This window comes from Pyxidicoccus sp. MSG2, from assembly GCF_026626705.1.
In the GTDB taxonomy this organism is placed as follows: domain Bacteria; phylum Myxococcota; class Myxococcia; order Myxococcales; family Myxococcaceae; genus Myxococcus.
In genome coordinates this window covers 2967981-2994493 of record NZ_JAPNKC010000001.1, presented here as the reverse complement: position 1 = coordinate 2994493, position 26513 = coordinate 2967981, and the positions used below count along the sequence as shown (strand labels likewise).

Annotated in this window: 25 protein-coding genes; 11 read left to right on the top strand and 14 right to left on the bottom strand. The window is 70.3% G+C overall.

What is annotated here, in order from left to right; genetic code table 11:
* Window positions 1-267: 267 nt before the first annotated feature.
* On the top strand, window positions 268-684 hold the full coding sequence (rnk, locus tag OV427_RS11050) for a nucleoside diphosphate kinase regulator (RefSeq protein ID WP_267856060.1): 417 nt from the start codon (window positions 268-270) through the stop codon (window positions 682-684).
* A complete protein-coding gene (locus OV427_RS11045; protein ID WP_267856059.1) occupies window positions 681-941 on the top strand; it encodes a hypothetical protein in 261 nt (86 codons plus the stop codon). The genes rnk and OV427_RS11045 overlap by 4 nt, the downstream gene beginning before the upstream one ends.
* Before the next feature lie 48 nt (window positions 942-989).
* On the opposite strand, the gene OV427_RS11040 is transcribed toward OV427_RS11045, so the two are convergent.
* The 3 genes from OV427_RS11040 to OV427_RS11030 all read right to left on the bottom strand — a co-directional run bounded on the left by OV427_RS11040 (window position 990) and on the right by OV427_RS11030 (window position 3319).
* A complete protein-coding gene (locus tag OV427_RS11040) occupies window positions 990-1571 on the bottom strand; it encodes a HesA/MoeB/ThiF family protein (RefSeq protein WP_267856058.1) in 582 nt (193 codons plus the stop codon).
* A gap of 9 nt (window positions 1572-1580) precedes the next feature.
* The gene (locus OV427_RS11035) at window positions 1581-1829 is read right to left on the bottom strand and encodes a hypothetical protein (protein ID WP_267856057.1); all 249 of its coding nucleotides are present in this window, start codon (window positions 1827-1829) and stop codon (window positions 1581-1583) included.
* Window positions 1830-2014: 185 nt separating this feature from the next.
* Window positions 2015-3319, bottom strand: coding sequence for a S8 family peptidase (locus OV427_RS11030; RefSeq protein WP_267856056.1), 1305 nt, complete (start codon window positions 3317-3319; stop codon window positions 2015-2017).
* A gap of 264 nt (window positions 3320-3583) precedes the next feature.
* Here OV427_RS11030 and OV427_RS11025 point away from each other — a divergent pair, with 264 nt between their 5' ends.
* Window positions 3584-4420 (top strand): phytochelatin synthase family protein, encoded by an 837-nt coding sequence (locus OV427_RS11025; RefSeq protein WP_267856055.1) that lies wholly within the window; start codon window positions 3584-3586, stop codon window positions 4418-4420.
* Between the two features lie 7 nt (window positions 4421-4427).
* On the opposite strand, the gene OV427_RS11020 is transcribed toward OV427_RS11025, so the two are convergent.
* From OV427_RS11020 to OV427_RS11010, 3 genes are all read right to left on the bottom strand, one after another.
* On the bottom strand, window positions 4428-5585 hold the full coding sequence (locus OV427_RS11020) for a hypothetical protein (RefSeq protein WP_267856054.1): 1158 nt from the start codon (window positions 5583-5585) through the stop codon (window positions 4428-4430).
* Between the two features lie 631 nt (window positions 5586-6216).
* Window positions 6217-7575, bottom strand: coding sequence for a hypothetical protein (locus OV427_RS11015; protein WP_267856053.1), 1359 nt, complete (start codon window positions 7573-7575; stop codon window positions 6217-6219).
* A 41-nt stretch (window positions 7576-7616) separates the two neighbouring features.
* Window positions 7617-8645: a hypothetical protein gene (locus OV427_RS11010; protein ID WP_267856052.1), complete on the bottom strand. Its 1029-nt coding sequence runs from the start codon at window positions 8643-8645 to the stop codon at window positions 7617-7619.
* Window positions 8646-8864: 219 nt separating this feature from the next.
* Here OV427_RS11010 and nfi point away from each other — a divergent pair, with 219 nt between their 5' ends.
* The 5 genes from nfi to OV427_RS10985 all read left to right on the top strand — a co-directional run bounded on the left by nfi (window position 8865) and on the right by OV427_RS10985 (window position 14265).
* On the top strand, window positions 8865-9566 hold the full coding sequence (gene nfi / locus OV427_RS11005; protein WP_267856051.1) for a deoxyribonuclease V: 702 nt from the start codon (window positions 8865-8867) through the stop codon (window positions 9564-9566).
* A 202-nt stretch (window positions 9567-9768) separates the two neighbouring features.
* Window positions 9769-12111 carry a GMC family oxidoreductase gene (locus OV427_RS11000; protein ID WP_267856050.1) on the top strand — a complete coding sequence of 781 codons (2343 nt, stop codon included), beginning with the start codon at window positions 9769-9771 and terminating at the stop codon, window positions 12109-12111.
* Window positions 12112-12223: 112 nt separating this feature from the next.
* On the top strand, window positions 12224-12733 hold the full coding sequence (locus OV427_RS10995; protein WP_267856049.1) for a DUF2267 domain-containing protein: 510 nt from the start codon (window positions 12224-12226) through the stop codon (window positions 12731-12733).
* A gap of 110 nt (window positions 12734-12843) precedes the next feature.
* Window positions 12844-13689, top strand: a complete 846-nt coding sequence (locus OV427_RS10990) for an SIR2 family protein (protein WP_267856048.1) — start codon at window positions 12844-12846, stop codon at window positions 13687-13689.
* Window positions 13690-13704: 15 nt separating this feature from the next.
* The gene (locus OV427_RS10985; RefSeq protein ID WP_267856047.1) at window positions 13705-14265 is read left to right on the top strand and encodes a non-canonical purine NTP pyrophosphatase; all 561 of its coding nucleotides are present in this window, start codon (window positions 13705-13707) and stop codon (window positions 14263-14265) included.
* 32 nt (window positions 14266-14297) lie between these two features.
* Here OV427_RS10985 and OV427_RS10980 read toward each other — a convergent pair whose 3' ends face one another.
* The 4 genes from OV427_RS10980 to OV427_RS10965 form a co-directional block, all read right to left on the bottom strand.
* Window positions 14298-14669 carry a hypothetical protein gene (locus OV427_RS10980; RefSeq protein WP_267856046.1) on the bottom strand — a complete coding sequence of 124 codons (372 nt, stop codon included), beginning with the start codon at window positions 14667-14669 and terminating at the stop codon, window positions 14298-14300.
* Window positions 14670-14686: 17 nt separating this feature from the next.
* Window positions 14687-15862, bottom strand: coding sequence for a hypothetical protein (locus OV427_RS10975; protein WP_267856045.1), 1176 nt, complete (start codon window positions 15860-15862; stop codon window positions 14687-14689).
* A gap of 33 nt (window positions 15863-15895) precedes the next feature.
* Window positions 15896-17671: a vWA domain-containing protein gene (locus tag OV427_RS10970; RefSeq protein ID WP_267856044.1), complete on the bottom strand. Its 1776-nt coding sequence runs from the start codon at window positions 17669-17671 to the stop codon at window positions 15896-15898.
* A gap of 301 nt (window positions 17672-17972) precedes the next feature.
* Window positions 17973-18680, bottom strand: coding sequence for a metallophosphoesterase (locus OV427_RS10965; RefSeq protein WP_267856043.1), 708 nt, complete (start codon window positions 18678-18680; stop codon window positions 17973-17975).
* Between the two features lie 433 nt (window positions 18681-19113).
* Here OV427_RS10965 and OV427_RS10960 point away from each other — a divergent pair, with 433 nt between their 5' ends.
* Together OV427_RS10960 and OV427_RS10955 are read left to right on the top strand one after the other, a co-directional pair.
* Complete coding sequence (locus tag OV427_RS10960) at window positions 19114-19782, top strand: RNA polymerase sigma factor (RefSeq protein ID WP_267856042.1); 669 nt, start codon at window positions 19114-19116, stop codon at window positions 19780-19782.
* Window positions 19783-19828: 46 nt separating this feature from the next.
* Window positions 19829-21013 carry a hypothetical protein gene (locus OV427_RS10955; protein ID WP_267856041.1) on the top strand — a complete coding sequence of 395 codons (1185 nt, stop codon included), beginning with the start codon at window positions 19829-19831 and terminating at the stop codon, window positions 21011-21013.
* A 47-nt stretch (window positions 21014-21060) separates the two neighbouring features.
* On the opposite strand, the gene OV427_RS10950 is transcribed toward OV427_RS10955, so the two are convergent.
* From OV427_RS10950 to OV427_RS10935, 4 genes are all read right to left on the bottom strand, one after another.
* Window positions 21061-22233: an AraC family transcriptional regulator gene (locus OV427_RS10950; protein ID WP_267856040.1), complete on the bottom strand. Its 1173-nt coding sequence runs from the start codon at window positions 22231-22233 to the stop codon at window positions 21061-21063.
* Between the two features lie 11 nt (window positions 22234-22244).
* Window positions 22245-22790 (bottom strand): zf-HC2 domain-containing protein, encoded by a 546-nt coding sequence (locus OV427_RS10945; RefSeq protein ID WP_267856039.1) that lies wholly within the window; start codon window positions 22788-22790, stop codon window positions 22245-22247.
* The gene (locus OV427_RS10940) at window positions 22783-23430 is read right to left on the bottom strand and encodes an RNA polymerase sigma factor (protein WP_267856038.1); all 648 of its coding nucleotides are present in this window, start codon (window positions 23428-23430) and stop codon (window positions 22783-22785) included. Before OV427_RS10940 ends, OV427_RS10945 begins: the two co-directional genes overlap by 8 nt.
* Before the next feature lie 140 nt (window positions 23431-23570).
* A complete protein-coding gene (locus OV427_RS10935; protein WP_267856037.1) occupies window positions 23571-24056 on the bottom strand; it encodes a PaaI family thioesterase in 486 nt (161 codons plus the stop codon).
* 122 nt (window positions 24057-24178) lie between these two features.
* Here OV427_RS10935 and OV427_RS10930 point away from each other — a divergent pair, with 122 nt between their 5' ends.
* A complete protein-coding gene (locus OV427_RS10930; RefSeq protein WP_267856036.1) occupies window positions 24179-26488 on the top strand; it encodes an ATP-dependent helicase in 2310 nt (769 codons plus the stop codon).
* Window positions 26489-26513 lie beyond the last annotated feature (25 nt).

Here is a 26513-nt window from a genome sequence, read left to right as displayed (position 1 = left end):
ACTGCCCTCATGGCCTTCGTGACGTCAGCCCTGGTGAGCACTGGACCCCGCCAGGTCGCGGACGGCCGGGTCCTGCTCGCGCACGGCCGGGCCACGGCCTGGCTTGGGACGGACGCCACGCGCCTTTCCTAGCGTGCGGCGTCCTCCCCCTCCCATGCAGTCCTGAGCCCCGGCGCCGTCCCCTCTCGGGGCGCGCCCACGGCCACCATTCCCTCTCCGCCCCTGCCGTCGCTGGCAGGGCACGTCTCCCATTGCAAAGGAATCCCCATGCACACCCCCCATACCGTTGTCGTCACCGAGCTCGACGTGGAGCGCCTGCAGCGGGTGCTCGACCTCCAGGGAGACGGCGCTCCCACCGAGCACACCGAAGCGCTCGAGTGGAAGCTCTCGAAGGCGAGCGTCACCTCTCCCGAGGCCGTGCCGCCGGGCCTCGTGACGATGAACAGCACCGTCCTCTTCGAGGATGAGGGAAGGGGCGAGTTCCAGCAGGTGACGCTCTGCTACCCCAAGGACTCGCGCAGTGCTCCCGGCCGTGTGTCGGTGCTCGCGCCCGTGGGCGTGGCCCTCCTGGGCCTGTCGCTGGGGCAGCGCGTGGAATTGGAGGTGCCCGGTGGCCGCAGGCGCCGGCTGCGCGTGGTGGCCGTGCCCTACCAGCCCGAGGCCGCGGGACACTTCCACCTGTGAGCGCGTCCGAGCTCGGGAACGACACCATGCGCGAGGACCGCTGGCAGCACCTCCTCCACACCGCCCTCCTTCTCGATGACGACGGGGCAACGCTCGCCATGGGCGGCGCTCCTGAACGCGAGGAGCGCCAGCGCCGGGTGAAGCTGCTCCTGGGCAGCCTGCTCGAGGTGTTCCCCTCGAGCCTCGACCCCGTCGACGACTTCGAGGGCTACGCCGTGCGGCGGCTGGCCCAGGCGCTTCTTCGCACGCTGGAGTAGGCACGAGAAGAGGCCCCGGAGCATGGGAGCTCCGGGGCCTCTGTCTCTTCACGCGCCCATCGTGGGGATGACCGCCGTCAGGTTGACCAGGGCATCGCGCTTCACGCCGTGCTTCACGAAGTCCTGCACGGCGCGGGCGAGCGTCGCGGCCAGCAGGCCCAGCAGGGGCAGATGCGCGCCACCCTCGCAGGTGGCCTGGCCCGCCGTGTCCTCGGCGTCCGGGATGAAGCGCTCGTCCCAGCGCACCAGTCCGAAGGTTCCGTCAGCGCTCACCGCGCCGTGGACCAACGGCTTGCCCGCCTTGCGTGCGTACTCGCTGAGCAGCAGGCGGCTGTCCTGGTTGTCGAAGCAGTCCACCAGCAGGTCTCCCCCGCCGCACAGCGCCTCCACGTTGTCCCGGGTGAGGCGCACGCCGAAGGACTCGGCCTTCACGCCGTGCAGGTTGAGCAACTGCAGCTTGAGGGCCTCGGCCTTGTTCTTCCCCACCGAGGGCTTCACGTACGCCTGGGCGAGCAGGTTCTTGGACTCCACCCGGTCGAAGTCGATGAAGGCCAGCTGGGCCTCCAGGTTGCGGCACAGCACCACCGCCGAGGAGCCGATGGCCCCCACGCCACAGAAGAGGATGCGCATGGCCTCTCCTCACCGGGCGCCGAACGGCACCTTCGGGCGCAGGTAGATGCGCTCGTCGCCGCGCGCACCGCGGAACCGGTCCACCACGTAGTGCTGGAACGCGTCGTCGCGCAGGTGGGGCAGGTGCAGCCCGGGCACTCCGCCAGAGCGCACGAGCTCCGCGGCGATGCGCCGCACATCGGTGTCCGACACCGGCCGGTCCAGTTCCACCGGCACGTCCGCGGACATCCCGTCATAGGTGATATTGAGCGTCGCCATGGCTTCTCGTGCCTCCTCACGCCGCGGGCGGGACGCGAGGAGCGCGGCCGGCCGGGCACTGACGCCGGGACGCGGGCGGAGGCGGCTTCCTGACGTTTTGCGGGGCATCGGGGCCCGCAAAGCAGACAGCCCGGCTCCCGTAGGCGGGGAGCCGGGCTGCCTGGAGCACCTCCGCGTGGGAGGGGTTACCGCGGGGTGCTATCAGTGACGGGAGCCGGTGCCTGGATGCGCGCCCTCATGACGGTGGGGAGCAGGGGCACGGCGCCGATGAAGCCCGAGTAGGCCATCCGGTTGGGCGAGCACCAGCCGGGGTTGGCCACCTTGTCGGTGGTGAAGTTGGTGAGCAGCGCGGTGGTGATTTCGTCTGGCGTGGCCTTGGGGTTCATCTCGAGGAAGAGGGCCACCACGCCCGCCACGTGGGGAGACGCCATGGAGGTGCCGCTGAGGACGCGCGTTGCATCGTCGCCGTAGTGCCACGAGGAGGTGATCTTGTTGCCGGGCGCGAAGACGTCCACGCAGTCACCCCAGTTGGAGAAGGACGCGCGCTGGTCCTCGTCGTCGGTGGCGGCCACGGTGATGGCCGCCGGAGCGCGCGCGGGCGAGTGCTTGCAGGCGTCCGCGTCCTCGTTGCCCGCGGCGACGACGTAGGTGACGCCCGAGGCGACGGACTTGCTGACCGCGTCGTCGATGGCCTGGTCGGTGTCACCGCCGAGGCTCATGTTGGCGACCGCGGGGGACTGGTGGTTCTTCGTCACCCAGTCGATGCCGGCGATGACGCCCGACGTGGAGCCGGAGCCGTCACACCCGAGCACACGGACGGAGTGGATGGAGGCATTCTTCGCGAGGCCGTAGGTGCTGCCCGCCACGGTGCCCGCCACGTGCGTGCCGTGGCCGTGGCAGTCATTGCCCTTCATGCTGTCGCCCACGGAGTCGAAGCCGAGCGAGGCCCTGCCGCCGAACTCCTGGTGCGAGAAGCGCACGCCCGTGTCGAGGATGTACGCGTGCACGCCCAGCCCCGTGGCGGTGTACATGTAGAGCCGGTCGAGCGGCAGGTCACGCTGGTCCACCCGGTCGATGCCCCAGGTGGGGCGGGGCTGGCTCTCGGCGAGGGAGACGATGCCGTTCTCCTGCACGTAGTCCACGGCCGGGTCCTTGGCCATGGCCCGCGCCTGGGCCTCGCTCATCCTGCTGGCGAAGCCGCGCAGCGCGTGCTCGTACACGGCGAAGGCGCTGCCGCCGTACTTCGCGGTGAGGCTGTGCGTGGCCTGCGTCACCGCTACCTGTGCCAGGCTCTGCTCCGGCGCCTTCAGCACGACGATGTACTCGCCCGGCACCTTCTTGCGGACGGTGAGGAACTTCCCCGTACGCTGCTGGCTGACGGTGATTCTCTTGGCGGCCGGGTCCCTGCAGGGCACCTGCTGCGACGCACACGCACCCAGGAACACCAGCGCGCCCACGGTGAGCGTCCACTTCAGGATGTGTCGATACATGTTTCACCTTTGGGAAAGGAGTTGTCCGGGTGAAACGAATCGACGTTCAAAGCGGTTTATCCCTGATTCGACCCTCTGGGATGAGACAGCGGTCCGTCAATGAACAGGCGTGGGGATGTCAGAGCGACGTGTATGGTTTTGCAGTGGCGGAGGCCCCGGGTTGAAGCAGGCAGGGAGGCGGCGGCGCTGGATTTCCTGCGTGTCGGGGCCCGTGGCAGGCTGTGCGCACGCGCTTCGTATGCACACCCCAGGTCACAGCCTCCAATGAAGACGCTCCGCACCACGCTGCTCGTGCTCGGCGGTGGGCTCGCCGCCCTCGCGCCGATGACGGCTCCCGCCAGGGGCTTCAGGCCCGCGGCCCCGGTCGTCGTCAGCTTCGCGGCCCCCGAGTCCATCAAGCGCCTCGAGCGCAGCCGCTACAAGGTGGACTTCTTCCACCTGGCCAACCAGTTCGAGTCGCAGGGCAACAAGGCCTTTTGCGGCCCTACCTCGTCCGTCATCGTGCTCAACGCCGTGCGCATGGGGAATGACGCGGTGGCGAAGCCGCAGGACCCCTCGCTCGTGTCCGCCGAGGACCGCGCGCGATTGCCCCCGGGCTTCGACCCGCTCTTCTACCGCTACACGCAGAACAACTTCTTCGACGAGAAGGTGCGCGAGGTGAAGACCCGCTCGGAGGTCTTCGGCCAGCCGCGTGGCGAGGACGGCCAGTCGGACGCCGGCATCCAGCTTCGCCAGCTCGCGGGGATGCTCGCGGCGCAGGGGCTGGACGTGAAGCTGCGCGTGCTCAACGACTCGCTGAAGGACGCTGTCGTCCGTGAGGAGCTGAAGAAGAACCTCAAGACGCAGGGCGACTACGTCATCATCAACTACTTCCGGCCCGTGCTGGGACAGCAGGGTGGCGGGCATGTCTCGCCGCTGGCGGCGTATGACGCGAAGTCCGACTCGTTCCTGGTCATGGACGTCAACGCCACGGACCAGCGCTGGGTATGGGTGAAGGCCTCCTCGCTCCTCGCGTCCATGCGCACGCCGGACGTGCAGGAGAACCGTGGCTACCTGCTGGTGAAGGAGGGCAGGCCGGCGCAAGCGCGAAGCACGCCGTAGCCTCGCGCTACCACGGACGCACGGTGGTGCCCCACCAGTAGAGCGCCGCCTCCAGGGGCTGCTTCCGGGGTTGCTCCAGCGTGGCGCGGATGCCCATCTCCCTCGCGGCGTTGAGCAGGTGGGCGTGCCATTGCGAGTGCTCGCTGGAGAGCCGGGTGGCGGCGATGGCCAGGGCGCTCGCGCCCACGGAGTAGCCGCCGAAGACGAGCGGTCCGCTGGCGGAGTCCTCCCGTCCCTTCACTCCGCGCGGCCACTCGCGGCAGGCGGCGAGGGGCAGGGCGTTGCCAGCGGGATGGTCGCAGTAGCCGCCTACCAGCGTGGCCGTGAAGTGCCGCGCCGCCGGGTGCGAGGCCATGGCCAGGAAGGCGCCCGTCCACGCCAGGGTGGTGGCGCGTTGCGTGGGCTCCACCGGCCGTCCCTTCGCGTCGACCTTCGTGGGGAAGCCCGTGGGCAGGTTCGACAGTTCAACCAGCCGCGCGACGAGCCGCTCACCCGTGGCACGTGACTCCGCGTTGCTTCGGAGCCGTCCGTGGAGCAGCAGGCCCGCCGCGGCTGGTGCACTGTCGCAGGGCCAGATGGACCGGCCGAAGCTGGGCAGCAGGAGTTGTCGCGAGAGCGCGTCCACGAGCTGCGCGGCCAGGCCGTCGAAGAGGGCGGTGGACTCCGCGTCCGCGAGCCCGGCGCGCTCCATGCCCGCGAGCATCAGCAGGACGTAGCCCCGGTAGAGCACGCTGGGCGGGAGTGCATGTCCCGCGATGCTCGTTCCGCCCTGTGCCTTGAAGGGACCCCGGGCTCGTTCGAGCGCATCTGCTAGCAGCGCCTTCAGTCGCCGCTGCGTGTCCGGCACCGGGTTCCCGTCCATCGCGGCCTGGACGAGGATGAAGGACAGGTGCGCATCGCAGAGGAGCTGCGCCTCGATGAAGCGGCGGTCGGCGTTGCCGAGGAGCTTGGGCTCGCAGCCTTTGCCGAGGATGCGCTGCTCCAGCGCATCAAGTGAGTCCTTCGGCAGGGAGTCTGTCGTGGGCTCCGGCGAGGGATGTGGCGCGGTGGTGCCCCCGTCTGTCGGCAGGCCCTCCGCGCGTGCGGCGACCGGGACGCAGCAGCACAGCACCAGGAGCGGGAGCAGGGCCCGCCAGCCGTAAGGGGAAGACGAGGCTCCGGACATGCGCGGAGACGTCACCACGTCTTCGCGTGCCTGCGGCGCTTGGAACGGCCGCCGGTCGGGACTCTTGATGGAACGGTCGTTCCGGTCAGGTGGGAGGCGGAGCCGCCACCGGTTGCCTGGAAGAAACGTTCATTCCAATGGCACGGCTGCCCGGGCGGGCCGCCGGTCGGTCTGGAAGGAACGTTCCTTCAGGTGGGAGAGCCGCCCGGGGCGTCGGTCGGTCTGGAAGGAGCGTTCATTCCGGTGGGAGGGCCGCCCGGGGGGCCGGTCGGGCCGGAAGGAATGTTCATTCCGACGGGAGGTCTGCCCGGGGCGCCGGTCGGTCTGGAAGGAACGTTCATTCCGACGGGAGGTCTGCCCGGGGCGCCGGTCGGTCTGGAAGGAACGTTCCTTCCGGCAAGGTCGGCGGCGGCCGGGGGGCGCCGGTCGGTCTGGAAGGAACGTTCATTCCGGCAAGGTCGGCGGCCGGGGGGGGCCGGTCGGTCTGGAAGGAACGTTCATTCCGGCAAGGTCGGCGGCGGCCGGGGGGCGCCGGTCGGTCTGGAAGGAACGTTCCTTCCGGCGGTAGCGGTTCCGGCAGTCCCCGTCCCCCGTCGGCGGAACGGCCATTCCGGCCTGCGGGCCGCGGCGGTCAGGGCACCTCGCGCTGGACCTTGAGGTCGTCGAAGCGCCCCTCGCGCTCCAGTCGCCAGAGGTCCTCGTCGGTGACGAATGGCTGGCCGAGCAGCTCGCGGGCCTTCTTCACCTTCGCCATCAGCAGCGGGTCGGTGATGGGCGTGCTGTTCTCCTTCGTGGGCCGGGGCGGCGGCCGCATCACCGAAAACGTCCCCCGCGCCGGGTGGCCGTCCAGCGTGTTGCCCTCCAGCGCGTATGTGACGACGGACACCTCCGGCTCGACCTTCGTGTCCAGTGACACCGTCACCTCCACCCCCTGGCCCTCGGGGATGACATCCACGCCCAGGGACACCTCGGCCGCTTCTTCCGGCAATGGCGGAGCGCCGCGCTCCGGCACCCGGGCGCGAAGGGCCGTCACCCGCTCCAGGCGCACCAGCCCCTTCCACTGGTGATACAGGCGGAACTTCTGCCTCACCACGCCGTCCTCGCCCAGCTCCGGGAAGCGCGGAGTGCCCCGGGCCAGCAGTGTGACGACGCCCTTCTTGTCGAAGTTCTCGAAGGACGTGTTGAGCACCTGCATCGACGAGCGTCCCGTCAGCTTCCGGCCCTTCGCGTCGAACACATCCACCCGCACCAGGTGCTGCAGATACATGGCCCACGGCTGCGTACCCGTGCCGCTCAGCGTGTGGGACGTCGTCGGCGCCGTCGTCGTCACCGTGTGCTGGTCATCGAACGTCCACACGTACTTCACTGGCGTGAAGGGTGTGCGGGGCGCCGCGTCCCGCTTCGGCACTTCGATGATGCGGGCGAGGAACTCGTAGTCCTCGTCGGCGTTGGGGAGGCGCCGGGAGAGGACCTCCACCAGCCGCTCGGGCTCGCACGACTTCACCGTGTAGTGAGGCACCGTCACCGTCGTGGACACGTTGTCCTTGCCGAACACCGTCACCACCGGCTGCGCGTACGTCCCATCCGGCTCCAGCCACACGCGCAGCGGCACGCGCATTCCAGTGCCCGTGCCGATGGTGGAGTGCAGATACGTGTCATTGCCATCCGGCGAGTGCGCCCGGACGCTGATGAGGTTGTCCTCGCCGGAGCAGACCTCCTGCTTCTCCACCGTCACCGCGTCGATGACGGGCGGAGGCACCGGTGCCGCTCGGGGCGCATCCACCGCCACCGTGGGCGGCGGCGCGGCGGGCGCTGGAGACGGGGCAGGGGAGAGGCGCTCGGGCTCGGGCGCCCGCGCCACCTCCGGAGCCGGACCCGGAGGCGGCGGTCGCTCCCGAGAGAGGAACCACCCGGCCACGAGCACCACCGTGGCCAGTCCAATCATGCGTGCCCAGCGCCGCTTCCAGAAGGGACGGTCCACCGGCTTCATCCGAGGCTTCCTCTCTTCCCGTCAGGGAACCGGGACTCGCGTCACTGCCAGCAGCCGTACACGTTGCCGCCCGAGTTCCACTGGAGCTGGTGCGAGTAGTCGCTCGCCCACAGCGTGGCGGAGATGGGGTGGACGCCCCAGCCGCCGATGCGGTCCGGACTGATGGAGGTCGCGGTGGTGGAGGCGTTGTCACGCACGCCCTTCCAGATGCTGCTGCTGCTCGTGTCGCAGCGGCCGGCGGACATGCAGTTGGCCACCTGGTTGCCGGCGTTGCCACACACGTTCCAGAAGACGGGGCAGATGACCGTCAGAGCCGCGTTCTCGAACCACCCGAGCGACGACTTGCAGTGGTTGTACACGCCCGAATAGAGCGAGTTGGACGCGTTGGCGATGCGGTCATGCGAATAGGTGTACGCGGAGACGAAGCCCCGGCCCGCGTAGTTGTGCGCATAGGCGAGGAAGGTGGAGCACACCATTCCGTTGTTCGTCGCGCTGCCCGGCATCTGGTGGACGCTCTGGAGGTCGCGGTACTGGAAGAGCGAGTAGGGCACGCGCGCGCCGTTCCACAGCGGCCGGTCGATGTACTGACCCGAGTCCACGCGCGACGCGTCGCTGACATACGGGTGGTTGAACCAGAGGTTGTCCGCCACCTGGGCCGCACCCATGGCGTCGCCGAGCTGCCACGCCGTCCACTCGGGGCCGCTGCCGTTCGGGTCGTACATGTAGTGGTAGATGCCGCCCTGGTTGACCTGCTCCAGCCCCGGGTAGCCGTACTGGAGCTGATTCACGTTGAGCGGCGTCCCGCACACGGTGGGCCAGCCGTTCTGGTCCGGGTCCTTCATGGTGGCGTGGGACACGCTGCCGATGGCGCCGTGGGACAGCATGGAGTGCGTCCGGTACTCGCCGATGGCGTCCATCACGTTGCGGATGGGGCCCTCGCCCCGGTCGAACACCACCGCGCCATTGGGGGCATTCCAGCCAGCGGACGTGTAGCCACACTCGGACGCGTTGGCGGAGTGGGCCAACACCAGCGCGGACACTGCGAGACAGCCTGCGAGGAACCGATGCATCACGACCTCCCGTACCAGGGAAGGTCCACGCTACGCCCGTCGTCCCTCCCCTCCACAAGAGGCGGGACGCGAGGCCGGGTGACCAAAGAACAGGGACTTTGCTCCAGAGGGGGGCCTCGCGTCCGGTAGTCCACGGTTGGATGAAAGGGACGTGACGTGGTGGGTTGCCTCGGGGCAGGAGGGTTCCAGATTGGGCGGCAGTCACGGGAGGGCCGGCGCATGGAGCTTCGGGAAGAAGTGGGCCGCTGGGATGTCACGCCCACGGAAGCGGTGGCGCTGCAGAAGCGGCTGCGCGAGCTGCTGGTGCTCCAGCCCCCAGCGGGCATGAAGGTGGAGCGCGTGGCGGGCGCGGACATCTCCACGGAGAAGGGGAACGACACGGGCTACGGCGGCATCGTCGTCCTCGACGCGGCCACGCTGGTGCCGGTGGCGCAGTCCGGGGCGGCGGTGGCGCTGACGTTCCCCTACGTGCCGGGTCTGCTGTCCTTCCGGGAGCTGCCCATCGTGAAGGCCGCGTGGGAGCGGCTCACCGTGCGCCCGGACGTGGTCATCTTCGACGGGCAGGGCACGGCGCATCCCCGACGCATGGGGATTGCCTGTCACGGCGGGCTGCTGTTCGGCGTGCCGTCCATCGGGTGCGCCAAGTCGCTGCTGGTGGGCACGTACGGGAAGCTGGGGGACGCGCGGGGCGCCACCGCGCCCATCACCCACAAGGGCGAGGTGGTGGGCATGGCGGTGCGTACGCGCAAGGGCGTGCAGCCCGTATACGTGTCGCCGGGCCACCTGATGGATTTGCCCACCGCGGTGGACCTGGTGCTGAAGGTGAGCCCGAAGTACCGCGAGCCGGAGACGACGCGGCATGCGCACCGGCTCGTCAACGCGCTCCGCCGCGCGGATGGGGAGGCGGCGGAGCTGGAGTGAGACGCGGCCCGGCCGGGACGGATTTTGACCGGTGCCAGAAGCCCTTCTATGTCCGAGTGGAGTCCGAGGGCCCCGCAGGCCCAAGGAATGGCGGCTCGGGCGTATGTCTCCCTGGTCGCTCTTCCCCGGCTGCCTGCAGTGGCTGTAGCACCTGGAGTGCGTGAGGGGTGGGGCAGGGCGGGAGCAGTCATTGGGAGCGTCGATGCGCAGGTTGTCGTCACCGTGGAGCGAGCTGCAGTCCCACTACTCCGTCGTGGTGGTGGGCTCGGGGTATGGAGGCGCCATCAGCGCCAGCCGGCTGGCGCGGGCGGGCCAGCAGGTCTGCGTGCTGGAGCGCGGCCGCGAGCTGTTGCCCGGCGACTATCCGCGCACCGAGTCCGAGTTCTTCAAGGAGCTGCAAGTCCACTTCGACCCCGAGAGCGGCCTGGACGTGGGCAACCCCACGGGTCTGTTCGAGGTGCACCGGGGGGGCGACGTCTCGGTCGTCAACGGCTGCGGCCTGGGCGGCACGTCCCTCATCAACGCCAGCGTGGCCCTGCGGCCGGACCCGCGCGTCTTCCTGGACACGCGCTGGCCCGCGGCGCTGCGGGACGACGTGGACGGGCTGCTGGAGGACGGCTTCGCCTGGGCGGAGCACATGCTGCGCCCCACGCCCTACCCGGAGGACGCGCCGCCGCTGGCCACGCTGCACGCGCTGGAGCGCGCCGCGAAGAAGCTGGGCGGCACCTTCCGACGGCCGCCGCTGGCCGTCACCTTCGAGCCGGGCATCAACGCCGCCGGAGTGCGCCAGCCCGGGTGCTCGCTGTGCGGTGACTGCATGACGGGCTGCAACGTCGGCGCGAAGAACTCGGTGCTGATGAACTACCTGCCGGACGCCGCGCGGCACGGGGCGAAGCTCTTCACCGAGGTGGGCGTGCGCTACCTCGCGCGCGACGGCGGGCGCTGGCGCGTCTACTACCGGCCGATGAACGCCGGCCGCGAGCGTTTCGATGCGCCGGACCTTTGGGTGACCGCGGACCGCGTCATCCTCGCGGCGGGCACGGTGGGCACGACGGAAATCCTGCTGCGCTCGAAGGCGCTGGGGCTGCCACTTTCGGAGCAGCTCGGACGGCGCTTCAGCAACAACGGCGACGTGATGGCCTTCGGCTACAACACCGACGTCACCATCAACGGCGTGGGGCATGGGGACAAGCCGCACGACACGCTCGAGCCGGTGGGCCCCACCATCAGCGGCATCATCGACGACCGGGCCACGCCGCATCAGGAAGACGGCATGGTCATCGAGAACGGCGTCATCCCCGGGGCCCTGGCCCGGCCGGTGACGGCGCTGCTCGCGGCGGCCTCCGCCCTCTCCGGGGAGGACACGGACCGGGGCGTCAAGGACCGCCTGGAGGAGATGGCGCGCATGGCGGAGAGCGCCCTGCGCGGGCCGTACTTCGGGGCCATGCGCAACACGCAGACGTTCCTCGTCATGTCGCACGACGACGGCAAGGGAGAGATGCGGCTGGCGGGAGACCGGGTGCGCGTGTACTGGCCGGACGCGGGGCTCCAGCCCGTCTTCACCCGGGTGGACGAGCGGCTGCGCCGCGCCACCGAGGCGCTGGGCGGCACCTTCGTGCGCAACCCGCTGTGGAGCAAGCTCACAGGCCATGAGCTCTTGTGCACGCATCCGCTCGGCGGCTGCGCCATGGCCGAGCGCGCGGAGGAGGGCGTGGTGGACGACGAGGGCCGCCTCTTCGCGGGTGCGTCCGGCACCGGCGTGCACGAGGGGCTCTACGTCAGCGACGGCTCGGTGATTCCGCGGCCGCTGGGCACCAATCCGCTGCTCACCATCTCCGCGGTGGCGGAGCGCTCCGTGGCGCTGATGGCGCGGCGCCACGGGTGGACGGTGGACTATTCACCCGTCTCCGAGGCGCCCGCGCCGCTGCCGTCGCGGCCGCTGTCCGTTCAGTTCACCGAGACGATGCACGGCTACATCTCCAGCTCGGTGGATGACGACTTCCTGCGCGCGGGGGACCCGGAGCGGCTGGACACCTCGCCCTTCCGCTTCATCGTCACCGTGGAGGCGAGTGATTTGGAGGCCGTGTTCACCCACTCGCTGCACCCGCTGAGCATTTCCGGCTGCGTGCAGGCGCCGGTGCTGTCCTCCCGGCCGCTGACGGTGGAGGGGGGCGTGCTGCACCTGATGACGAAGGACCTGGCCCGGATGGGCGGGCGGCGGATGCGTTACCAGCTTCCGCTCGTCTCCGAGTCGGGAGAGCGCTTCTTCATGGATGGTTACAAGGACGTCCACGACGATGCGGGGCTGGACCTCTGGGAGGACACCACGCGGCTGCTCGTCACCGTGCACCGGGGCACGGACGCGTCGGGGCCGTGTGTGTACCGGGGGTTCCTGCGGCTGAACGCGAAGGACTTCACCGTGCAGCTCTCCACCCTGCGGGTGCTGCACGCGCGGGACCCGGCGCAGCGGCTGGCGGCGCTGGCCCGCTTCGGGCGCTTCTTCTTCGGGGCACTCTTCGACACGTACGTGCGCAAGGCGGCGTAGCGGGCGGGGAGGCGGACGCGCGCGGTGCGTGTCCGCCCCGGGCGTGCTCCTCCGGGGCGCCGTGGGCACCGTGATGCCCAGACAGCACGAGTCCCCGGAGGAACGACACCCCATGGCCGATGACCATGAGCAGCAGGGAAAGGGCGCCCCACAGGAGGACGAGCGACCGGCCAGCCGCCGCGACCTTCCCATCGAGGTCCGGCGCGCCCAGCGGAGCGAGTCTCGCGCCAGCCAGACGTACAAGGCCTTCCTCGACCACCTGTGCGAGCGGGGAGGCATGTCTCCCTCGGTGGCCCAGCAGGCGGCCGTCTCCGTGCTGTGCGCGCTGGAGCAGCGCATCCTGGCCGAGGAGGCCGCCGACCTGGAGGCCCAGCTCCCCCTCAAGCTGACGGCGCTGCTGCACCGCTGTGAGCGGCACGAGGAGGAGCTGCCGCCCAAGTTCGGACGCGAGCACCTGCTCAAGCGCGTGGGAGAGGATTTGTCGCTCAACCCGGACGCGGTGGAGCCGGTGGTGCGCGCCGTGTTGGACGCGCTCCGGCACCAGATTTCCGAGGGCGAGGCCGAGGACGTGATGTCCCAGCTCCCGCATGACCTGCGGGACCTCTGGGGCCGGGCCATCTGACCCTGAAGGGCGGCAGGACCAGGCAGGCCCCGGGCTTGTTGCGATGGGGCCACGTGGACAAGGTGCGATTGCAGGAACGTGCTCCCCGGCCACCGGCCACGGAGGTGACCATGGCCGTTCTCGAACTGCCCCAGGCTGCGCCGTTGCTCCAGCAGGAATACCGGGAAGGGCGGCTCATTCCCTTTCTGGGCGCGGGCTTCTCCAAGCCGCTGCGCCTGCCGGACTGGAGCGAGCTCATCGCGTCCATGGCGGAGCCGCTGGGCTTCGAGCCGGAGTTGTTCAAGGAGCACGGCAGCGCCGAGCAACTCGCGGAGTTCTTCGCCGTGGCGCACCCGAACAACTTCGAGCGCCTCGTCTATGGCATGGCGCGGAAGTTCAACTCGGAAGAGGCCTGTCAACTCCGCAAGGCCTCTCCCACGCACAAGGCCCTGGCCCTCCTGGACCAGTTCCACACCATCTACACGACCAACTTCGACTGCCACATCGAGCAGGCGCTCAGGGATGCGGGAAGGAAGGTCTCCGTGCTGGCCTCCTTCGTGGACTACCAGGACAAGCAGGAGGCCGGTGCCTGCGATGTCATCAAGTTCCACGGCACGCTGGAGGTCCGCAACACCATCATCCTGACGGAGAGCGGCTTCTTCGACCGGATGGCGCTGGAGGATGCCGCGGACCAGCGACTGCGGGCGGACCTGCTCAGCCACAGCTTCCTGTTCATCGGCTACAGCTTCAGCGACATGAACATCCGCTACATCTGGTACCGCATGCACCAGCTTCGCCAGCGCAGCCAGGCCGGAGGCCGCGCGCCGCTGGCGCCTCGCAAGTGCTTCTTCGCCACGCATGGCTCCGGGCCGGTCCAGCCGATGCTGCTCGAGCAGTGGAACGTCGACGTCATCCAGCTCGACCCGGAGGACAAGACCGCGAGCGTCGCGGAGCTCCTGAGGAGTATCGGCGGATGACGGGAGGGGATTGGAATGAAGACCGCCTATTACCTCACGTCGAATGCCGACAGGCTCCGTGAGGCCGAGCACTTCTTCCAGGGCTCGTCGAAGCTGGGCTTCGTCAAGGCGCGCAGGTCGGCCTTCGTCGAGCTCCTCGAAACGGACCTGAAGACGCTCGTCCTGAACAAGGCCGCGGAGGCCTACGCCCGGGTCCGCTTTCCCCTCATCATCGAGCATGGCGCCTTCTGTATCGAAGACCTCGGCTGGCTCCCGGGGCCGCTCATCCGGCCTTTCTGGGAGACGCTCGGGACAAGGCTCTGCGACCTGGTCCATCCCGAGCGCAAGCGGGTAATCACCCGGACCGCTGTCTGCTTCTGCGACGGCAAGCAGCGGAAGGTGATTCTCAAGGAAGTCGAAGGGACGCTGGCGGATGCACCGCGCGGCAAGGGCGGCTTCGATTGGGACCCCATCTTCATTCCCCAGGGCCGCACGAAGACCTTCGCGGAGATTGCCGAGAACTCACTGGATGACAAGCTGAGCCTCTCCGCCTCGGGACTCGCGTACGCCGAGCTGAAGAAGGAGCTCGGCCTCTGACCTGACCTCGCTCCTGGGGTGCGAGGCCCGGCTCAGGCGAGGGCCATCGGCGCGTGGCGCATGCCCGACGCGCGGCGCAGGGGCTCGGCCCACCACGGCTCCTCGGAGACGAGCACGTCGCGCCCGTCCACGCGCGCCACCATGCCGCCGGGCGCCACCACGGAGAACCGCAGCGTGCGCCCGAGCGCGGAGGTGAGCGCGGACATGGTGCTCTCGTCCTCGGCGGAGAAGCCGAGCGGGCCCTCGGGGTGGCTGTGCGCCACCTCCGCCAGCTCCGCCCGCAGTTGCCAGATGGCCTCCCACCGCTCGCGCGAGTCCGGCAGGAGGAACGCGTTGTCGGACTCGTCGCTCCACAGCACGTCACCGTCCCGGCCGATGAGCAGGCACACCTCTCGCGTCCTCATGGTTTCCTCCTTCCCGTCTACGCGTGCCGCGTAATCACCAGCACGCCCGTGTCGATGGCCTCGCGGATGACGGACGGCAGGCTCTCCAGCGTCACCTCGCTGTCCGCGCCCGCCAGACACACGCCCGCGTCCACCACCTGGAGCGAGTGGGCATCCACGATGGAGATGAAGCGCTCGCCCATGAAGGCATACGTCACCTCCAGCCGGTTGCCGCCCAGCCGCCGCACATCGCGCAGCCGCGCACCGGCGCTCTGGAGCGCCCGCTCCGCGCGCTCCACGCTGTCTTCCTGCGTGCCCCGCCGCCCGTGCCGCGCGGACTGGCGCAGCGCCTCGGCCACCACCTGTGCCGTGTGCGCCCGTCCCGCCGCGGCGTCGCGCTCCAGCGCCCGCCGCTGGGCCTCGGACATCGTGCCCCCGGGGTATGCGCCCCCCGCCAGCGCCCGCCGCTGGGCCTCGGCCATCGTGTCCGCCGGATACGCGCCGCCCGCCGCCGCCCGCCGCTGTGCCTCCGACACCAGCCCCGCCGCGTACTCCCGAGCCAGCGCCGCCTCGCGCTCCTCCTGCGTCCGTGCCTCCCGCGCCGCCCGTGCCCGCAGGTGCGCCTCGCGCTCGGCCACCAGGTGGCGCAGGCACGCCTCCGCCTTCTCGCGGCCGCCCTCCGCCACGTCCAGCACCCGCGCGCGCACCTCGGCCGGCGCGAAGCGGATGGCCAGCGCGCGCGACGCACCCTCCAGCAGCGCGTAGCCGAACGCCGCCCGCAGCGCCGCGCTCACGCCCTTCGCACTAGAGAGGGACTGCCCCTCCTCCAGCGCGCGGCGTGCCGCGTCCTCCGCCTCACCCTCGAACTCCAGCCCGTCGAACAGGAGCGAGCCGTCATGCCACCTGCGGGCGCTCACCAGCGCCAGCCGGGGCGGCTCCTCCTCCGGCATCAACTCCAGGGGCTCGGCCACCGCGCCCTCGCGCACCAGCCGGCTGCCCCACACATGGCCCCGCACGCGCGGCAACCCATCCAGGCCCTCCGGCCCGGCCGGCTCGCGCGCCGTCGCCACACGCCCCTGCACCTCGAAGCGCCACCACCCCGGACGGACCGGGGTGGCGACACGGAGGCGGCGCGAGGGGGCGTCCACGGTGCCGCCGCCAAGATACGGCAGCACCGCCGACTCCACCTTCCCGAGGAACTTCCGGTAGTCCACGTCGCCTCCTCCTTTCCCACTGCTACGTCCGACTCACGCCACCTTCAGCAGCGGCGTGCGCATCACCCGCTCCACCCACCCGGACTGCACGGTGGTGGCACCGCCCTGTGCCGCCGGCGCGTCCAGCAGCGCCTTCAGCACGCGCGGCACCTGGTACGGGTCCGCGAACTGGTCCACGTTCACCTCGCTGAACGGCACCTTCAGCTGCCCCGCGCACGTGCGCACCGTGTTGCCGCGCGCACCCGCCACGGACACCAGCAACGCCATGGCCGCCACGGAGTAGCCGAAGTCGCGGAACGCCCGGGCGAGCTGGTCCCCTGCCTCGCCCGCCTCGTCACCCACCACGATGACCACCAGCTTCGCCCCCTCCGGCACCCTCACGCCGTCGCGGTGCAGTGCCTGCAACGCGGCCGCGTGCGTGGTGCCACCCGACGCCTTCAGCCCGGCCAGCATGTGCTGGACGGCGGTGCGGTTGGCCGCCTTCGGCCGCAGCACCGTGCCCATCGTGTCGAACGCCGCGATGTGCAGCTTCTCCAGCGGGAAGCCCGCGAGGATGCGCGCGAGCGCCTCCTTCGAGTTCTCGATGGCCCCCTCCATGGACCCCGACTTGTCGATGAGGAACATCACCCTCACGTCGGTCTCCGCCGTCGCCTCCGCCACCGCGGTACGGGCCGCGTTGTCGCTCGCCTCCTCCAGCTTCTGCCGCAGCACCACGCTGCGCACGTTCTTCGCGATGTTCAGCGCCCGCTGGTCCGTGGCGCTCGCCACCGCCTTCTCCCAGCGCGCGCGCACCGTGGGCTCCGCCAGCAGGCCCAGCTCCTCCAGCGTCGGCGTCATCAGCCGCAGGTCACGGTCCGACAGGGACGGGAGCAGGGCCGCCATGATGGCCGGCGTGAGGCCCACGTCCTTCGGCAGCCGGCCCACCACCTCCTTGTAGGAGAGGCGCTCCAGCTCGACCCACTCGCAGATCTCCGCCTCCGACAGCCCGTCGAAGCGCTCGCGCTTGACCAGCGTCAGGCCCGTCAGACCCACCGTGCGGTGGCCCGCGTCGGACTGCTTCTGCTTCCAGCCGAGCACCTCGAAGAAGCCCTGCGTGCCCGGCTTGTACCCCGCCTTGCGCGCCAGCTTCTTCAACGTCTCCTTGTACCCGGCCTTCACCAGACCCTGGAGCATCGGCAGGTTCGCCTCACGTGCCGCCAGCCACTTGGACGCGACGCGCTTCCAGCGGCCCAGCGGCGCCTTGCGGGACGCGGGGTCACCGAAGCCCGCCTCGCGGTTGAGGCGTGCAATCTCCGGCTGCTCGAGCAGCTCCGCCACCCGCAGCACGGCCTTGGGCGCGAGCATGCGCGTGGACTTGCGCTCGTAGTGGAGCACCATCGCCTCGCCGATGGCCCGCCAGTCGTCGTCGTGGAACGCCACCTGGCCGTTGTCGTCGCGCACGGGCTGGCCCGCGTGCTCCTGCACCAGCATGAGCGCGCACGTGGCCACCTTCAGGTCACGCCAGTCCGTCTGAGTCAGCGCGTACGACGCGAAGTGCGCCATCAGCTCCGCGTTGAGCTTGTAGATGTCCAGCAGCTGCCGGTAGAGCTTCACCGCCGCCGGCACGAAGAGGCCCGGCTTCACCGGCCGCCCGCTGGCCTTCTGCGCCGGGGTGGCGTGCGCCGCCGCGTACCAGGTGCCATTCACGTCCAGCCCGGGCCGGTTGTGCCACAGGTGCGCCGAGCCCCCGAGCACCAGGTCCAGCAGCCGCTCGGCCGGGCCGCGCTGCGCCTCGGGCAACAGGTTCGTGTTCTGCGTCGTGGTCGTCATGGGTGTTCCCCTTTCGGGACATGCCGCGGGTCAGGCGCGGGGCGGACCTCTCGCGTGAGGGGCGAGGGGAGTGCACCGCGCGTGGAACGCACGGGGGCCTTCACGTCAGCGAAGGCCGCCCGTGCGAAGTCGTTGAGAAGGAAGAAAAGTGCGCCCGAGTGACGAGGCCGGTTGTCCTCTGGAGTTGGAGTCCAGCGCTCTACCATTGAGCTACGGCCGCACAGGAGCGGCCGGCGGGAGTCGAACCCGCGCCTCTTTGCGTGTGGGACCCCGTCGGACGGGCGCGAAAGCTGTCAGTGCTTCAGGAGTAGACGCACACGTCGCCGTGTACCGGGAACTTCGCCACCTCTTTGCCGCCCCGGTACGTGTTCCGGGCCGGCACCGAGACGAGCTCCCAGGTGGGGAGCACCACCGCCGTCAATGAGCGGCCATACACGCAGCCGGTGTCGATACCCACCGCGTGCTCGGTGACGAGCGGCTGGTCGAAGACGGTGTGGCCGAAGATGACCCGCTCCGGACCCTTCCAGTGGTGCGTCCAGAACGTCCACCCGTCAGGAGCCTTGGATGGCCAGTAGCTCTTGGCGGAGGGTGGCTGGATGCACTGCACGTGGAGCAGATGGTAGGGGTCCTGGGCCTCGACGGGCCTGTCGGGCAGCATGCCGGCGTGCACGACGATGGCGTTGTGCTCCGGCAGCCGGATGAAGTGGGGCAGGCCCGCCATCCAGTCGTAGTGCTCCGGCTCCAGCACCCGGCGCGTCTCGAGGTGGTCCGGCACCAGCCGGTCGTCCGAGCGGCGGCGCTGCTGGAGGTGCTTCTCCTCGTGGTTGCCGAGGATGGCTTCGTGCCGCATCGCCAGCTCCACGCACTCGCGCCGCTTCGGGCCGCGGTCCACCAGGTCCCCCGCGAAGATGACCCGGTCGCTGGACGTGGCGCCCACCCTGGCGAGCAGCTCCAGGGCCTCGTCGTGACAGCCGTGGAGGTCTCCGATGACGATGGTGCGGGCGGACATGACGCAAGACCTCGAAAAGAATGAGTGCCCGAGTGAAGAAGCCGGAAATGCTGACGTGATAGGTCAGTGTCGAACCGTCGACGTTCACTTACCAATGGTAGGTGCGTGGAGTTGAACCACAGGCTTGTAGGGCCTCTTCGGCCGGGCGCTCGAAAGCGATGCGGGCAGGGACGCGCCTTTTCGGCGTTCCTGACGGCGGGATTTTCCGGGCTTCTGGACCGCTTCCCTTCCTTAGAGGCATTTTGTCAGGAAATCGGCGCGGTCACCGTCCGGCCCCTGGAGGTTCCAACTGTCCGCATTTCCAGGCGGTTTGGGGCCTTCCTGCTCGTCTCGGAGGCTGCCTGCGGATGCCAACGTGGTACCTTGCCGCGCCACATCCCCGTAATCCCATCTCCCGGGGGGGTTCTCCCGGCGCAGGCCTCAGGTCCTTCCGGTGTACGAGCAGCTCACGGATGACGAATTGTTCGCGGAGGTGGTCCGCCGCCGCGCCGCTGGCGAGCCCGTCGGGGCCCACCTCGGTTCGTTGGTGGACCGGTGGGGCCGCCCCGCGCGCTATGTCATCAGCAAGATTCAGGCGAGCTACGGCCGCGGTTCCCCAGCGGACGCGGACGAGCTCTTCCAGGACGCGGTGGGGAAGTTCATCGACCGCGGCCTCGACCAGTTCAGGGGCGTCTCGGAGCAGATGCCCGGCCGGAGCGCGTCTCCCAAGACGTTCTTCCTGCGCATCGTCAAGCACGTGGCCATCGACTTCTACCGGCGGCACCGCGAGGAGCTCGCGGCGCCTCCGTCAGACCCCGATGACGCCATGGAGGAGCCACCCTCCGAGGTGGCCCGCGCCGTCGAGGCGGGAAAGCGGAGCGAGCAGCGCGCCGAGGCCCAGGAGCTGTACTGGGCGGCGTTTGCCCGACTCCAGCAGGAGCACCCGAAGGAGGCCTCTGCATGGGAGCTGTACCACCACGAAGACGTCGAGGATCACGAAGAATGTGCCCGGCGCCTGAACATCACGGTGGTCAACTCCTACAAGCGCGTCAGCCGCGCGCAGGCCTACCTGAAGCTCTACCTGCTGGATCTCCAGCGCGAGACGCAAGGGGAGGAAGCGTGAGCCTCCTTCCCGGCCAGAACCCGGGGTACCCAGGAGGATTGAAATCATGATTGACGCTCTGTCCCGCTATTCCGCCCGCCGTTCCGTGTTGTCCTCGGCGAAGTCATCTCCCGGTGAAGTTCTCGAGGCCGCGGGAGACTTTCTCCGTCGCTCCTCGCGGGTGGGGATGGAAGGTGTGGAGGACGCCCTTCGGGGCCTGGGTCGGCCCCAGGTCGAAGCCTGGTTGAAGGCACAGAAGCCGCAGTCGCTGCAGCCGGTGTTGTTGAGGGCCGCGGAAGAAGCAGTCGAAGTCGCGCTGGACGGGGGGGAGGAGGCGGAGATGTGGCGGGCCTCGGCGCTGGAGGGACTTGCCACCCGCGACAGGGCCGCCTCCGCCGCCCGCGCACTGGCCGCCTGGGAGGGACTTCACGGGGCCCTTCAAGGTGACGCCGCGCAGCTTCGAGATTCATTTCTCTCCGCGCTCGGGACACTGGATTCGTCACTCCGCCCGAGAGCCCGTTGGTTCATCCCGTTGAATCCGCAGCGACGGCAGGAGCTGGAGCTTCTCGAGCCCGCCGAGCAGGACACGGCCTGGTGGTTCTCCGCCCGGGCCGGTTGCGATGACCTGGTGGCCACCTGGACGGGCAGGCCCCAGTCACTGACTCCCCACCTCCAGGGCTGTGTGGACTGCCGCGCGGACATGGCGGACGCGGCGCCCGTGGACGCGCCACCGCGCCGTCACCTCACCGCGGACGACCTCTGGCGCTTCGACATGGGGATGATGACCGAGGACGAGCGCGCGCGGGTGGATGCGCACACGGCCCGCTGTGGCGAGTGCGCCCAGGCCGTGCTGGCGTTGGGCGAGGGCGAGGAGGCGGTGGAGGAGGCGCTGGACATGGACATGGAGGAGGGCGCCGTGGGCCGCGCCGCGCGCAGCTCCCGCGCTCCGGTGTCCGGACGTCCTTCCGCGGCCCGCCACCCGGAGCAGCGTGAAGTGCTGGATGAGCGGCGCGACTTCCGCGTGGTGCTGGTGCGCGAGCGCCAGCGCGTGCGCCTCCTGGTGCAGCCCCTGTCGGGTCGCGCGGTGACGGCGGCGGTGTTCCTCAGTCCCGGCCGTCCCTCGCTGAAACCCACGAACGGGCCCGAGGGCCTGTCGTTCGACTTGACGACCGCGTCCTCCACGGGCGCGCACTCGGCCCACCTGTCCGTGCAGGCGGGCAGCGAGACGCTGGAGCGCGACTTCGCCTTCTGAAGGGACGCCCCCCGCGAGGCGGGGCCCGGGTCACGGGCCCCTCGCGCTCACGGGGCGACGGTGCCGGAGCCGCCGCGCTCGGTGTCGAGCGCCTGCCGGCTGCGCACGGGCGGCTGCGGAATGGGGAACGTCTGGGGCGGCAGCGTGGGGCGGAAGCCATTGGCCAGCAGAGCCACCACCAGCTGCGCGGACGGAGGCCGGGTGCCGAGCGCCGCGCCGCACACGTCGAGCTGGTCCGTCACCCGGGGCCCGTCGTTGAGCTGGTAGCGGTTGCACGTGGCGTCCACCTGCGGGCTCTTGTCGCGCGGCAGCTCGCGCGTGAGGCGGCCCCAGCGCATGACGAGCTTCTCCGGCGAGATGACGATGTTGACGGCCTCGCCGCCCCACGTCCCGTCGATGAGCGTCCTGGGCCCTCCCGCCTTCACCTTCAGGTCGAGCGGGCGCTGGCCGTAGGTGCCCGTCACCTCGATGCCGTGCTCGTAGACTTCCTCGGAGAGGATGCTCACCCAGACGCCGTCGGTGCGCTTCGTGTACGGCTTGTCCGCGGCGACGCGGCCATGGTTGAACCAGACGTCGCCCACGCGCCCCAGCGGCACCTGGTCGTTCTTCGCCACGGGGAAGGGCTCGTCCAGTCCGGCGGGGCCGGTGGAGGCCACCACGGGACGCGAGGCCAGCAGGTCCGTCACCGGCACCGAGGCGTCCACCACCTCGAAGCGCACGCCGTCCAGCCACGCCTGGCCGGTGCCGCTCATGATGAGGCCGGCCATGATGGTGGTGGCCTCCTTCGGCACGTCCAGCACCACGTCGTAGCGCTTGCAGGCCGCAGTGCCCACCAGGGCGCGCGACTGCATGTTGTCGAAGGCGAGGGGCTGCTTCGGGTCCGGCCCCTCCACGCGCATCCACAGGCCCGCCCAGCCGTCCACGTCCTTGAAGCGCACGGCGGCGGAGAAGCGCAGCCGCTTGCCGCGGAAGTCCTGCGCGCCGAAGGCCTGCATGAAGGTGCCGTAGCCGTTCTCGTCCTGCGTCAGCGAGCGGAGGTAGGCGCTGCGGGTGCCCTCGCACCGGGCGGAGTTGTCCACGCCCGCCTCGTAGCGCTTGGGCGCGCTCTCCGTCACGTACCAGCCCACCGGCAGCTTCTGGGCGCCATCCGACGGCTGCGCCCCGGCCGCGGTGGCGGCGAGCGCGAGCAACAGGGCGGCGAGTTTCTTCCGGAAGTCCATGACGTGGGTCCTCACAGCGACACGGGGTGGCGCGCGCTCAGCGCACCCTCGGGGAGGCCGGTGCGGGCCTCGTAGCGCGGCACCTCACCCGTGCCCCAGGGGTTCTGGACCAGCAGCCCGCGGTCCGCCGCGTTCTGCGTGCAGGAGTCCTGGGTGGCCAGGTCCGGACAGGCCACGACGATGGCTCGCGGCGCTCCGACCTCCAGCTCCAAGCCGGGCGAAGTCAGAGCGCTTCCGACGCCGTCGGACGGGGGGTGGACGCGGCCGCCGGGCAGCAGGACCAGGGCCAGCGAGGCCGCCGCCGCGAGCGCCGCGCCGACCGCGCCCGCCGCCGCGCGCCGCACGTGCCAGCGGGCGGGGCGGATGACGCGGTCCTCCCGAGGGAACGCCTGGGCCACCTCCTCGAGCTGCTCGGAGAGGACGGCCTCTTCCCGCAGGAGCCTCGCGCACGGCTCACACTCCAGCGTGTGGGTCTCCAGCGCGGCCGAGGCCTCGGGTGAGAGTGCCCCCAGGATGTATTGCTCCGCGGAGTCGCGGGTCAGGTGGGGCTTAAGCATGGGTCTCCTCCTCGAGCGCGGTCCGCAGCTTCTTGCGAACCTCGCACAGGATCTGTCGTACGCGCTGGACGGACAGTCCGACACGCGCGGCGACTTCGGCATGGGGTAGCTCCTGGCCGTCACAGGCCAGGAGGAAGACGGTTCTCGCGCTCGGCGACACCTGCGCGAGCGCGGCATGGGCGCGGGACAGCTGCTCCTCCGACAGGAGGCGCCGCTCCGCGGACACCGACGGGTCCACCGGGTGCTGCCGCTCCGGCAACTCCTCCACCGCCCCGGAGATGGACTCCCGCCGGGAGCGGCGGGCATCGTCCGCGGCCAGGAAGGCCGCCTGGGTGAGCGCGAGGTTGGGCAGGCGCAGCTCCGTCAGCAGCCCCCGCTGCTGTTGTTGGATGAGCCGCGCCCACGTCTCCTGGGCCAGCTCATGCGCCCGGTCCACCCGGACGCCCTTGGCGAGCAGCGATACCACGACCCGACGGTGGTGGCGTGCCACCAACGCATCCCAGGCCGCCCGGTCGCCGGCCAGCGCACGCCGCGCAAGGGTCTCCTCGTCCCCCCCACGCGACGCTTCGGCTTCCACTGGCTCCTCGGCTTCCTTTGGCATCCGCAGCGTCATCCGCAGGCCCTGCACGGCTGCACTCATGCCGTCTTCCCGTCGCTCTGAGGCGTCTGAGGGAACGGTCTGCTCCCCGGTGCCCGGGTAACGACTGTCCGTGCCGGACATATCGGCGGGCGCCGTGAATATGTGGGGAGGAGTGGCCAAAGGTCGGTTGACGCCGGGGCTCAGTTGATGGCGGGGCTCTCGCCGGAGGGCCAGGGGAGGTTGGAGAGCTTCACGACGCCCTGGCAGCGGGCGCACTCGCGGCCGTTCCCGTCGAAGGCCCGGGCGGTGGCGAAGAGGAGGGAGACGCTCTTGTTGTCGATTTCCGCCTCCACGCGGAAGTCGGCGCCGGTGACGGGGCGCTCGAAGCTCATGGAGAGCTGCACGGTGGCGCAGCGGCGGCTGGGGTCCACCAGGGCGCCGCTGCAGCCGATGGCGAGGTCGAACATGGCGGCCAGGATTCCGCCGTTGACGGCCGCGCCGCTGCCCAGGCCGCCGCGGTGCTCGGGGCGCAATTCGGGGAGGCTGATGACCACCTTGGTGCCCTCCGGGAAGGAGACCTGCGCGCCGAAGTGACGCAGGGTGAGGCTCTTGTTGAAGAGCTCTGCGTAGCGGTCCAGGTCGGCCTGGGAGGGCCGGGAGGGGGGGCCGGACGGGGTGTCGGACATGTGCCGTTTCCTTATACCCGAGCGTACGCCGCGGGGGGGACCGGGCAGGCGGTGGCGCGGTGGAAGGACGCCCACCGGTGGGGGAAAGACGTTAGAAGCAGGGGTTCCTTTTCGAGCCTCCCGTGAACCCCCACGAATCCGCCCTCCTCGAAGACCTGAACCCGCCCCAGCGCGAGGCCGTGCTGCACGGCGACGGTCCCCTGCTCGTCCTGTCGGGCGCCGGCAGCGGCAAGACGCGCGTCATCACCCGCCGGGTGGCGCACCTGGTGATGGTCCGCCGCGTCTTCCCGTGGCGCATTCTCGCCGTCACCTTCACGAACAAGGCCGCACGCGAGATGCGCGAGCGCCTCACCCACCTGCTCGGTGCCCAGGCGAACGACCTGGTGGTGAGCACGTTCCACTCGTCCGCGGCCATGATTCTGCGCCGCGAGGCGGAGCACGTGGGGCTCACCCGCTCGTTCGTCATCTACGACGACGGGGACCAGCTCAACGTGGTGAAGCGGGCCATGCGCGACGCGGGCATCGAGGTGCCCATGCAGCCGCGCGAAATCCTGCACCGCATCGACCAGGAGAAGAACGCGGCGCGCCTGCCGCAGCACATGCAGGTGGAGCCTGGGGACGAGCGCGGCCAGCTCATCCGCAAGGTGTATGCGGCCTATCAGGAGCGGCTGCGCACGGCGAACGCGGTGGACTTCGGTGATTTGCTGCTGCTCCTGGTGACGCTGTTCCGCACGCGGCCGGAGGTGCTGGAGAACTACCGGCGCCGCTTCCACCACGTGCTGGTGGACGAGTTCCAGGACACCAACCCGGTGCAGTACGAGCTGCTCAAGCAGCTGGCGCCGCCGCCGTCGGCGAACCTGGTGGTGGTGGGCGACGACGACCAGTCCATCTACCGCTGGCGCGGCGCCAACGTGGACAACATCCTCAACTTCCCGCAGCAGTACCCGGGCGCGAAGGTGGTGAAGCTGGAGCAGAACTACCGCTCGGACCAGAACATCCTCACGGCGGCGCACGAGGTCATCAGCAAGAACGCGCGGCGCATGCCGAAGAAGCTCTGGTCGGAGCGGCAGAAGGGCCAGACGCTGAGCCTGCTGCTCAACCGCGACGAGCGCTCCGAGGCGCAGGAGGTGGCGCGGCAGGTTCTGGCGCTCCAGCGGGAGGGCTTCATCAAGTTCTCCAGCATGGCGGTGTTCTACCGGGTGAACGCGCAGAGCCGCGTGCTGGAAGAGGCGCTGCGGCTGGCGCGGGTGCCGTACACGCTGGTGAGCGGGCGCAGCTTCTATGACCGGGCGGAGGTGCGCGACGCTTCCGCGTACCTGCGGCTGATGGTGAACCCGAAGTCGGACGCGGACCTGCTGCGCATCATCAACACGCCGGCGCGCGGCATCGGCGACACCACGGTGGAGCGGGTGACGGACCATGCCAACTCGAAGGGCGTGAGCCTCTACGAGGCGCTGGCGCAGCCGGAGGAAATCCCCGCGCTCAACGCCACGGCGACGAAGCGGCTGAAGGTCTTCCGCAACCTGCTGGCCTCGCTGACCGCCTTCGCGCAGGACACGAAGGATGCGGCGAGCGCGGTGGACCAGATGCTGCGCGAGACGAAGCTGGTGGAGACGCTGCAGGCCGAGGGCAGCGACGAGTCCCAGACGCGCGCGGAGAACTTGAAGGAGTTCCTGGGCGCGGCGCAGGAGTTCGACTTGAACCGCGCGGCCGCGGCGGTGCAGGCGGCGCAGAACGCCCCGGCGGAGGTGCCGCCGGAGGTGGACGCGGCGCCGCTGACGGCGGACACGCCGCCGCTGCAGGCCTTCCTGGAGCAGATTTCGCTGGTGGGCGAGGCGGACGCGGAGGTGGGCGAGGGCCGGGTGGCGCTGATGACGCTGCACGCGGCGAAGGGCCTGGAGTTCGACGCGGTGTTCCTCACCGGCCTGGAGGACGGCGTCTTCCCGCACGCGCGCGCACTCAAGGGCGAGGACCCGGACGACAGCGAGGACATGGCCGAGGAGCGGCGCCTCTGCTACGTGGGCTTCACCCGCGCGCGCAAGCGGCTGTTCGTGAGCCTGGCGCAGTGCCGCTCGCTGTTCGGAGAGCTGCGCTACAACCCGCCCAGCCGCTTCCTGAGGGACGTGCCGCCGGCGCTCTTCGGCATCAGCGAGCAGGACGTGCCCGAGCCGCCCCGTGCCGTCGCGGTGGCGCCGCGCAAGCGCACGTGGGACGAGGACGACGGGCCGCGCATCGACCGCTCGTACTCGCAGGCGTCGGACATGGACGGGGTGGGCGGCGACGTGCGCGGCATGCGCGTGCGCCACGAGCAGTTCGGCACCGGCCGCGTGGTGTCCACGGACGGCAACGGGCCGAATGCGAAGGTGACGGTGGAGTTCGGCGGAGGCGTGGGCCTCAAGCGCGTCATCGCCCGCTTCCTGATTCCGGGGTGAGTTACGCGCCCGTCTACCCCTCCGT

Coding starts and splice junctions, on each gene's coding strand:
- OV427_RS11020 (WP_267856054.1), bottom strand. CDS start 5,585: ATGTCCGGAGCCTCGTCTTCCCCTTACGGCTGGCGGGCCCTGCTCCCG.
- OV427_RS10950 (WP_267856040.1), bottom strand. CDS start 22,233: ATGGACTTCCGGAAGAAACTCGCCGCCCTGTTGCTCGCGCTCGCCGCC.
- OV427_RS10980 (WP_267856046.1), bottom strand. CDS start 14,669: ATGAGGACGCGAGAGGTGTGCCTGCTCATCGGCCGGGACGGTGACGTG.
- OV427_RS10965 (WP_267856043.1), bottom strand. CDS start 18,680: ATGTCCGCCCGCACCATCGTCATCGGAGACCTCCACGGCTGTCACGAC.
- OV427_RS10995 (WP_267856049.1), top strand. CDS start 12,224: ATGGCCGATGACCATGAGCAGCAGGGAAAGGGCGCCCCACAGGAGGAC.
- OV427_RS11010 (WP_267856052.1), bottom strand. CDS start 8,645: ATGCATCGGTTCCTCGCAGGCTGTCTCGCAGTGTCCGCGCTGGTGTTG.
- OV427_RS10955 (WP_267856041.1), top strand. CDS start 19,829: ATGATTGACGCTCTGTCCCGCTATTCCGCCCGCCGTTCCGTGTTGTCC.
- nfi (WP_267856051.1), top strand. CDS start 8,865: ATGGAGCTTCGGGAAGAAGTGGGCCGCTGGGATGTCACGCCCACGGAA.
- OV427_RS10990 (WP_267856048.1), top strand. CDS start 12,844: ATGGCCGTTCTCGAACTGCCCCAGGCTGCGCCGTTGCTCCAGCAGGAA.
- OV427_RS11015 (WP_267856053.1), bottom strand. CDS start 7,575: ATGAAGCCGGTGGACCGTCCCTTCTGGAAGCGGCGCTGGGCACGCATG.
- OV427_RS11035 (WP_267856057.1), bottom strand. CDS start 1,829: ATGGCGACGCTCAATATCACCTATGACGGGATGTCCGCGGACGTGCCG.
- OV427_RS10985 (WP_267856047.1), top strand. CDS start 13,705: ATGAAGACCGCCTATTACCTCACGTCGAATGCCGACAGGCTCCGTGAG.
- OV427_RS10945 (WP_267856039.1), bottom strand. CDS start 22,790: ATGCTTAAGCCCCACCTGACCCGCGACTCCGCGGAGCAATACATCCTG.
- OV427_RS11040 (WP_267856058.1), bottom strand. CDS start 1,571: ATGCGCATCCTCTTCTGTGGCGTGGGGGCCATCGGCTCCTCGGCGGTG.
- OV427_RS11030 (WP_267856056.1), bottom strand. CDS start 3,319: ATGTATCGACACATCCTGAAGTGGACGCTCACCGTGGGCGCGCTGGTG.
- OV427_RS11000 (WP_267856050.1), top strand. CDS start 9,769: ATGCGCAGGTTGTCGTCACCGTGGAGCGAGCTGCAGTCCCACTACTCC.
- OV427_RS10935 (WP_267856037.1), bottom strand. CDS start 24,056: ATGTCCGACACCCCGTCCGGCCCCCCCTCCCGGCCCTCCCAGGCCGAC.
- rnk (WP_267856060.1), top strand. CDS start 268: ATGCACACCCCCCATACCGTTGTCGTCACCGAGCTCGACGTGGAGCGC.
- OV427_RS11025 (WP_267856055.1), top strand. CDS start 3,584: ATGAAGACGCTCCGCACCACGCTGCTCGTGCTCGGCGGTGGGCTCGCC.
- OV427_RS10940 (WP_267856038.1), bottom strand. CDS start 23,430: ATGAGTGCAGCCGTGCAGGGCCTGCGGATGACGCTGCGGATGCCAAAG.
- OV427_RS10970 (WP_267856044.1), bottom strand. CDS start 17,671: ATGACGACCACGACGCAGAACACGAACCTGTTGCCCGAGGCGCAGCGC.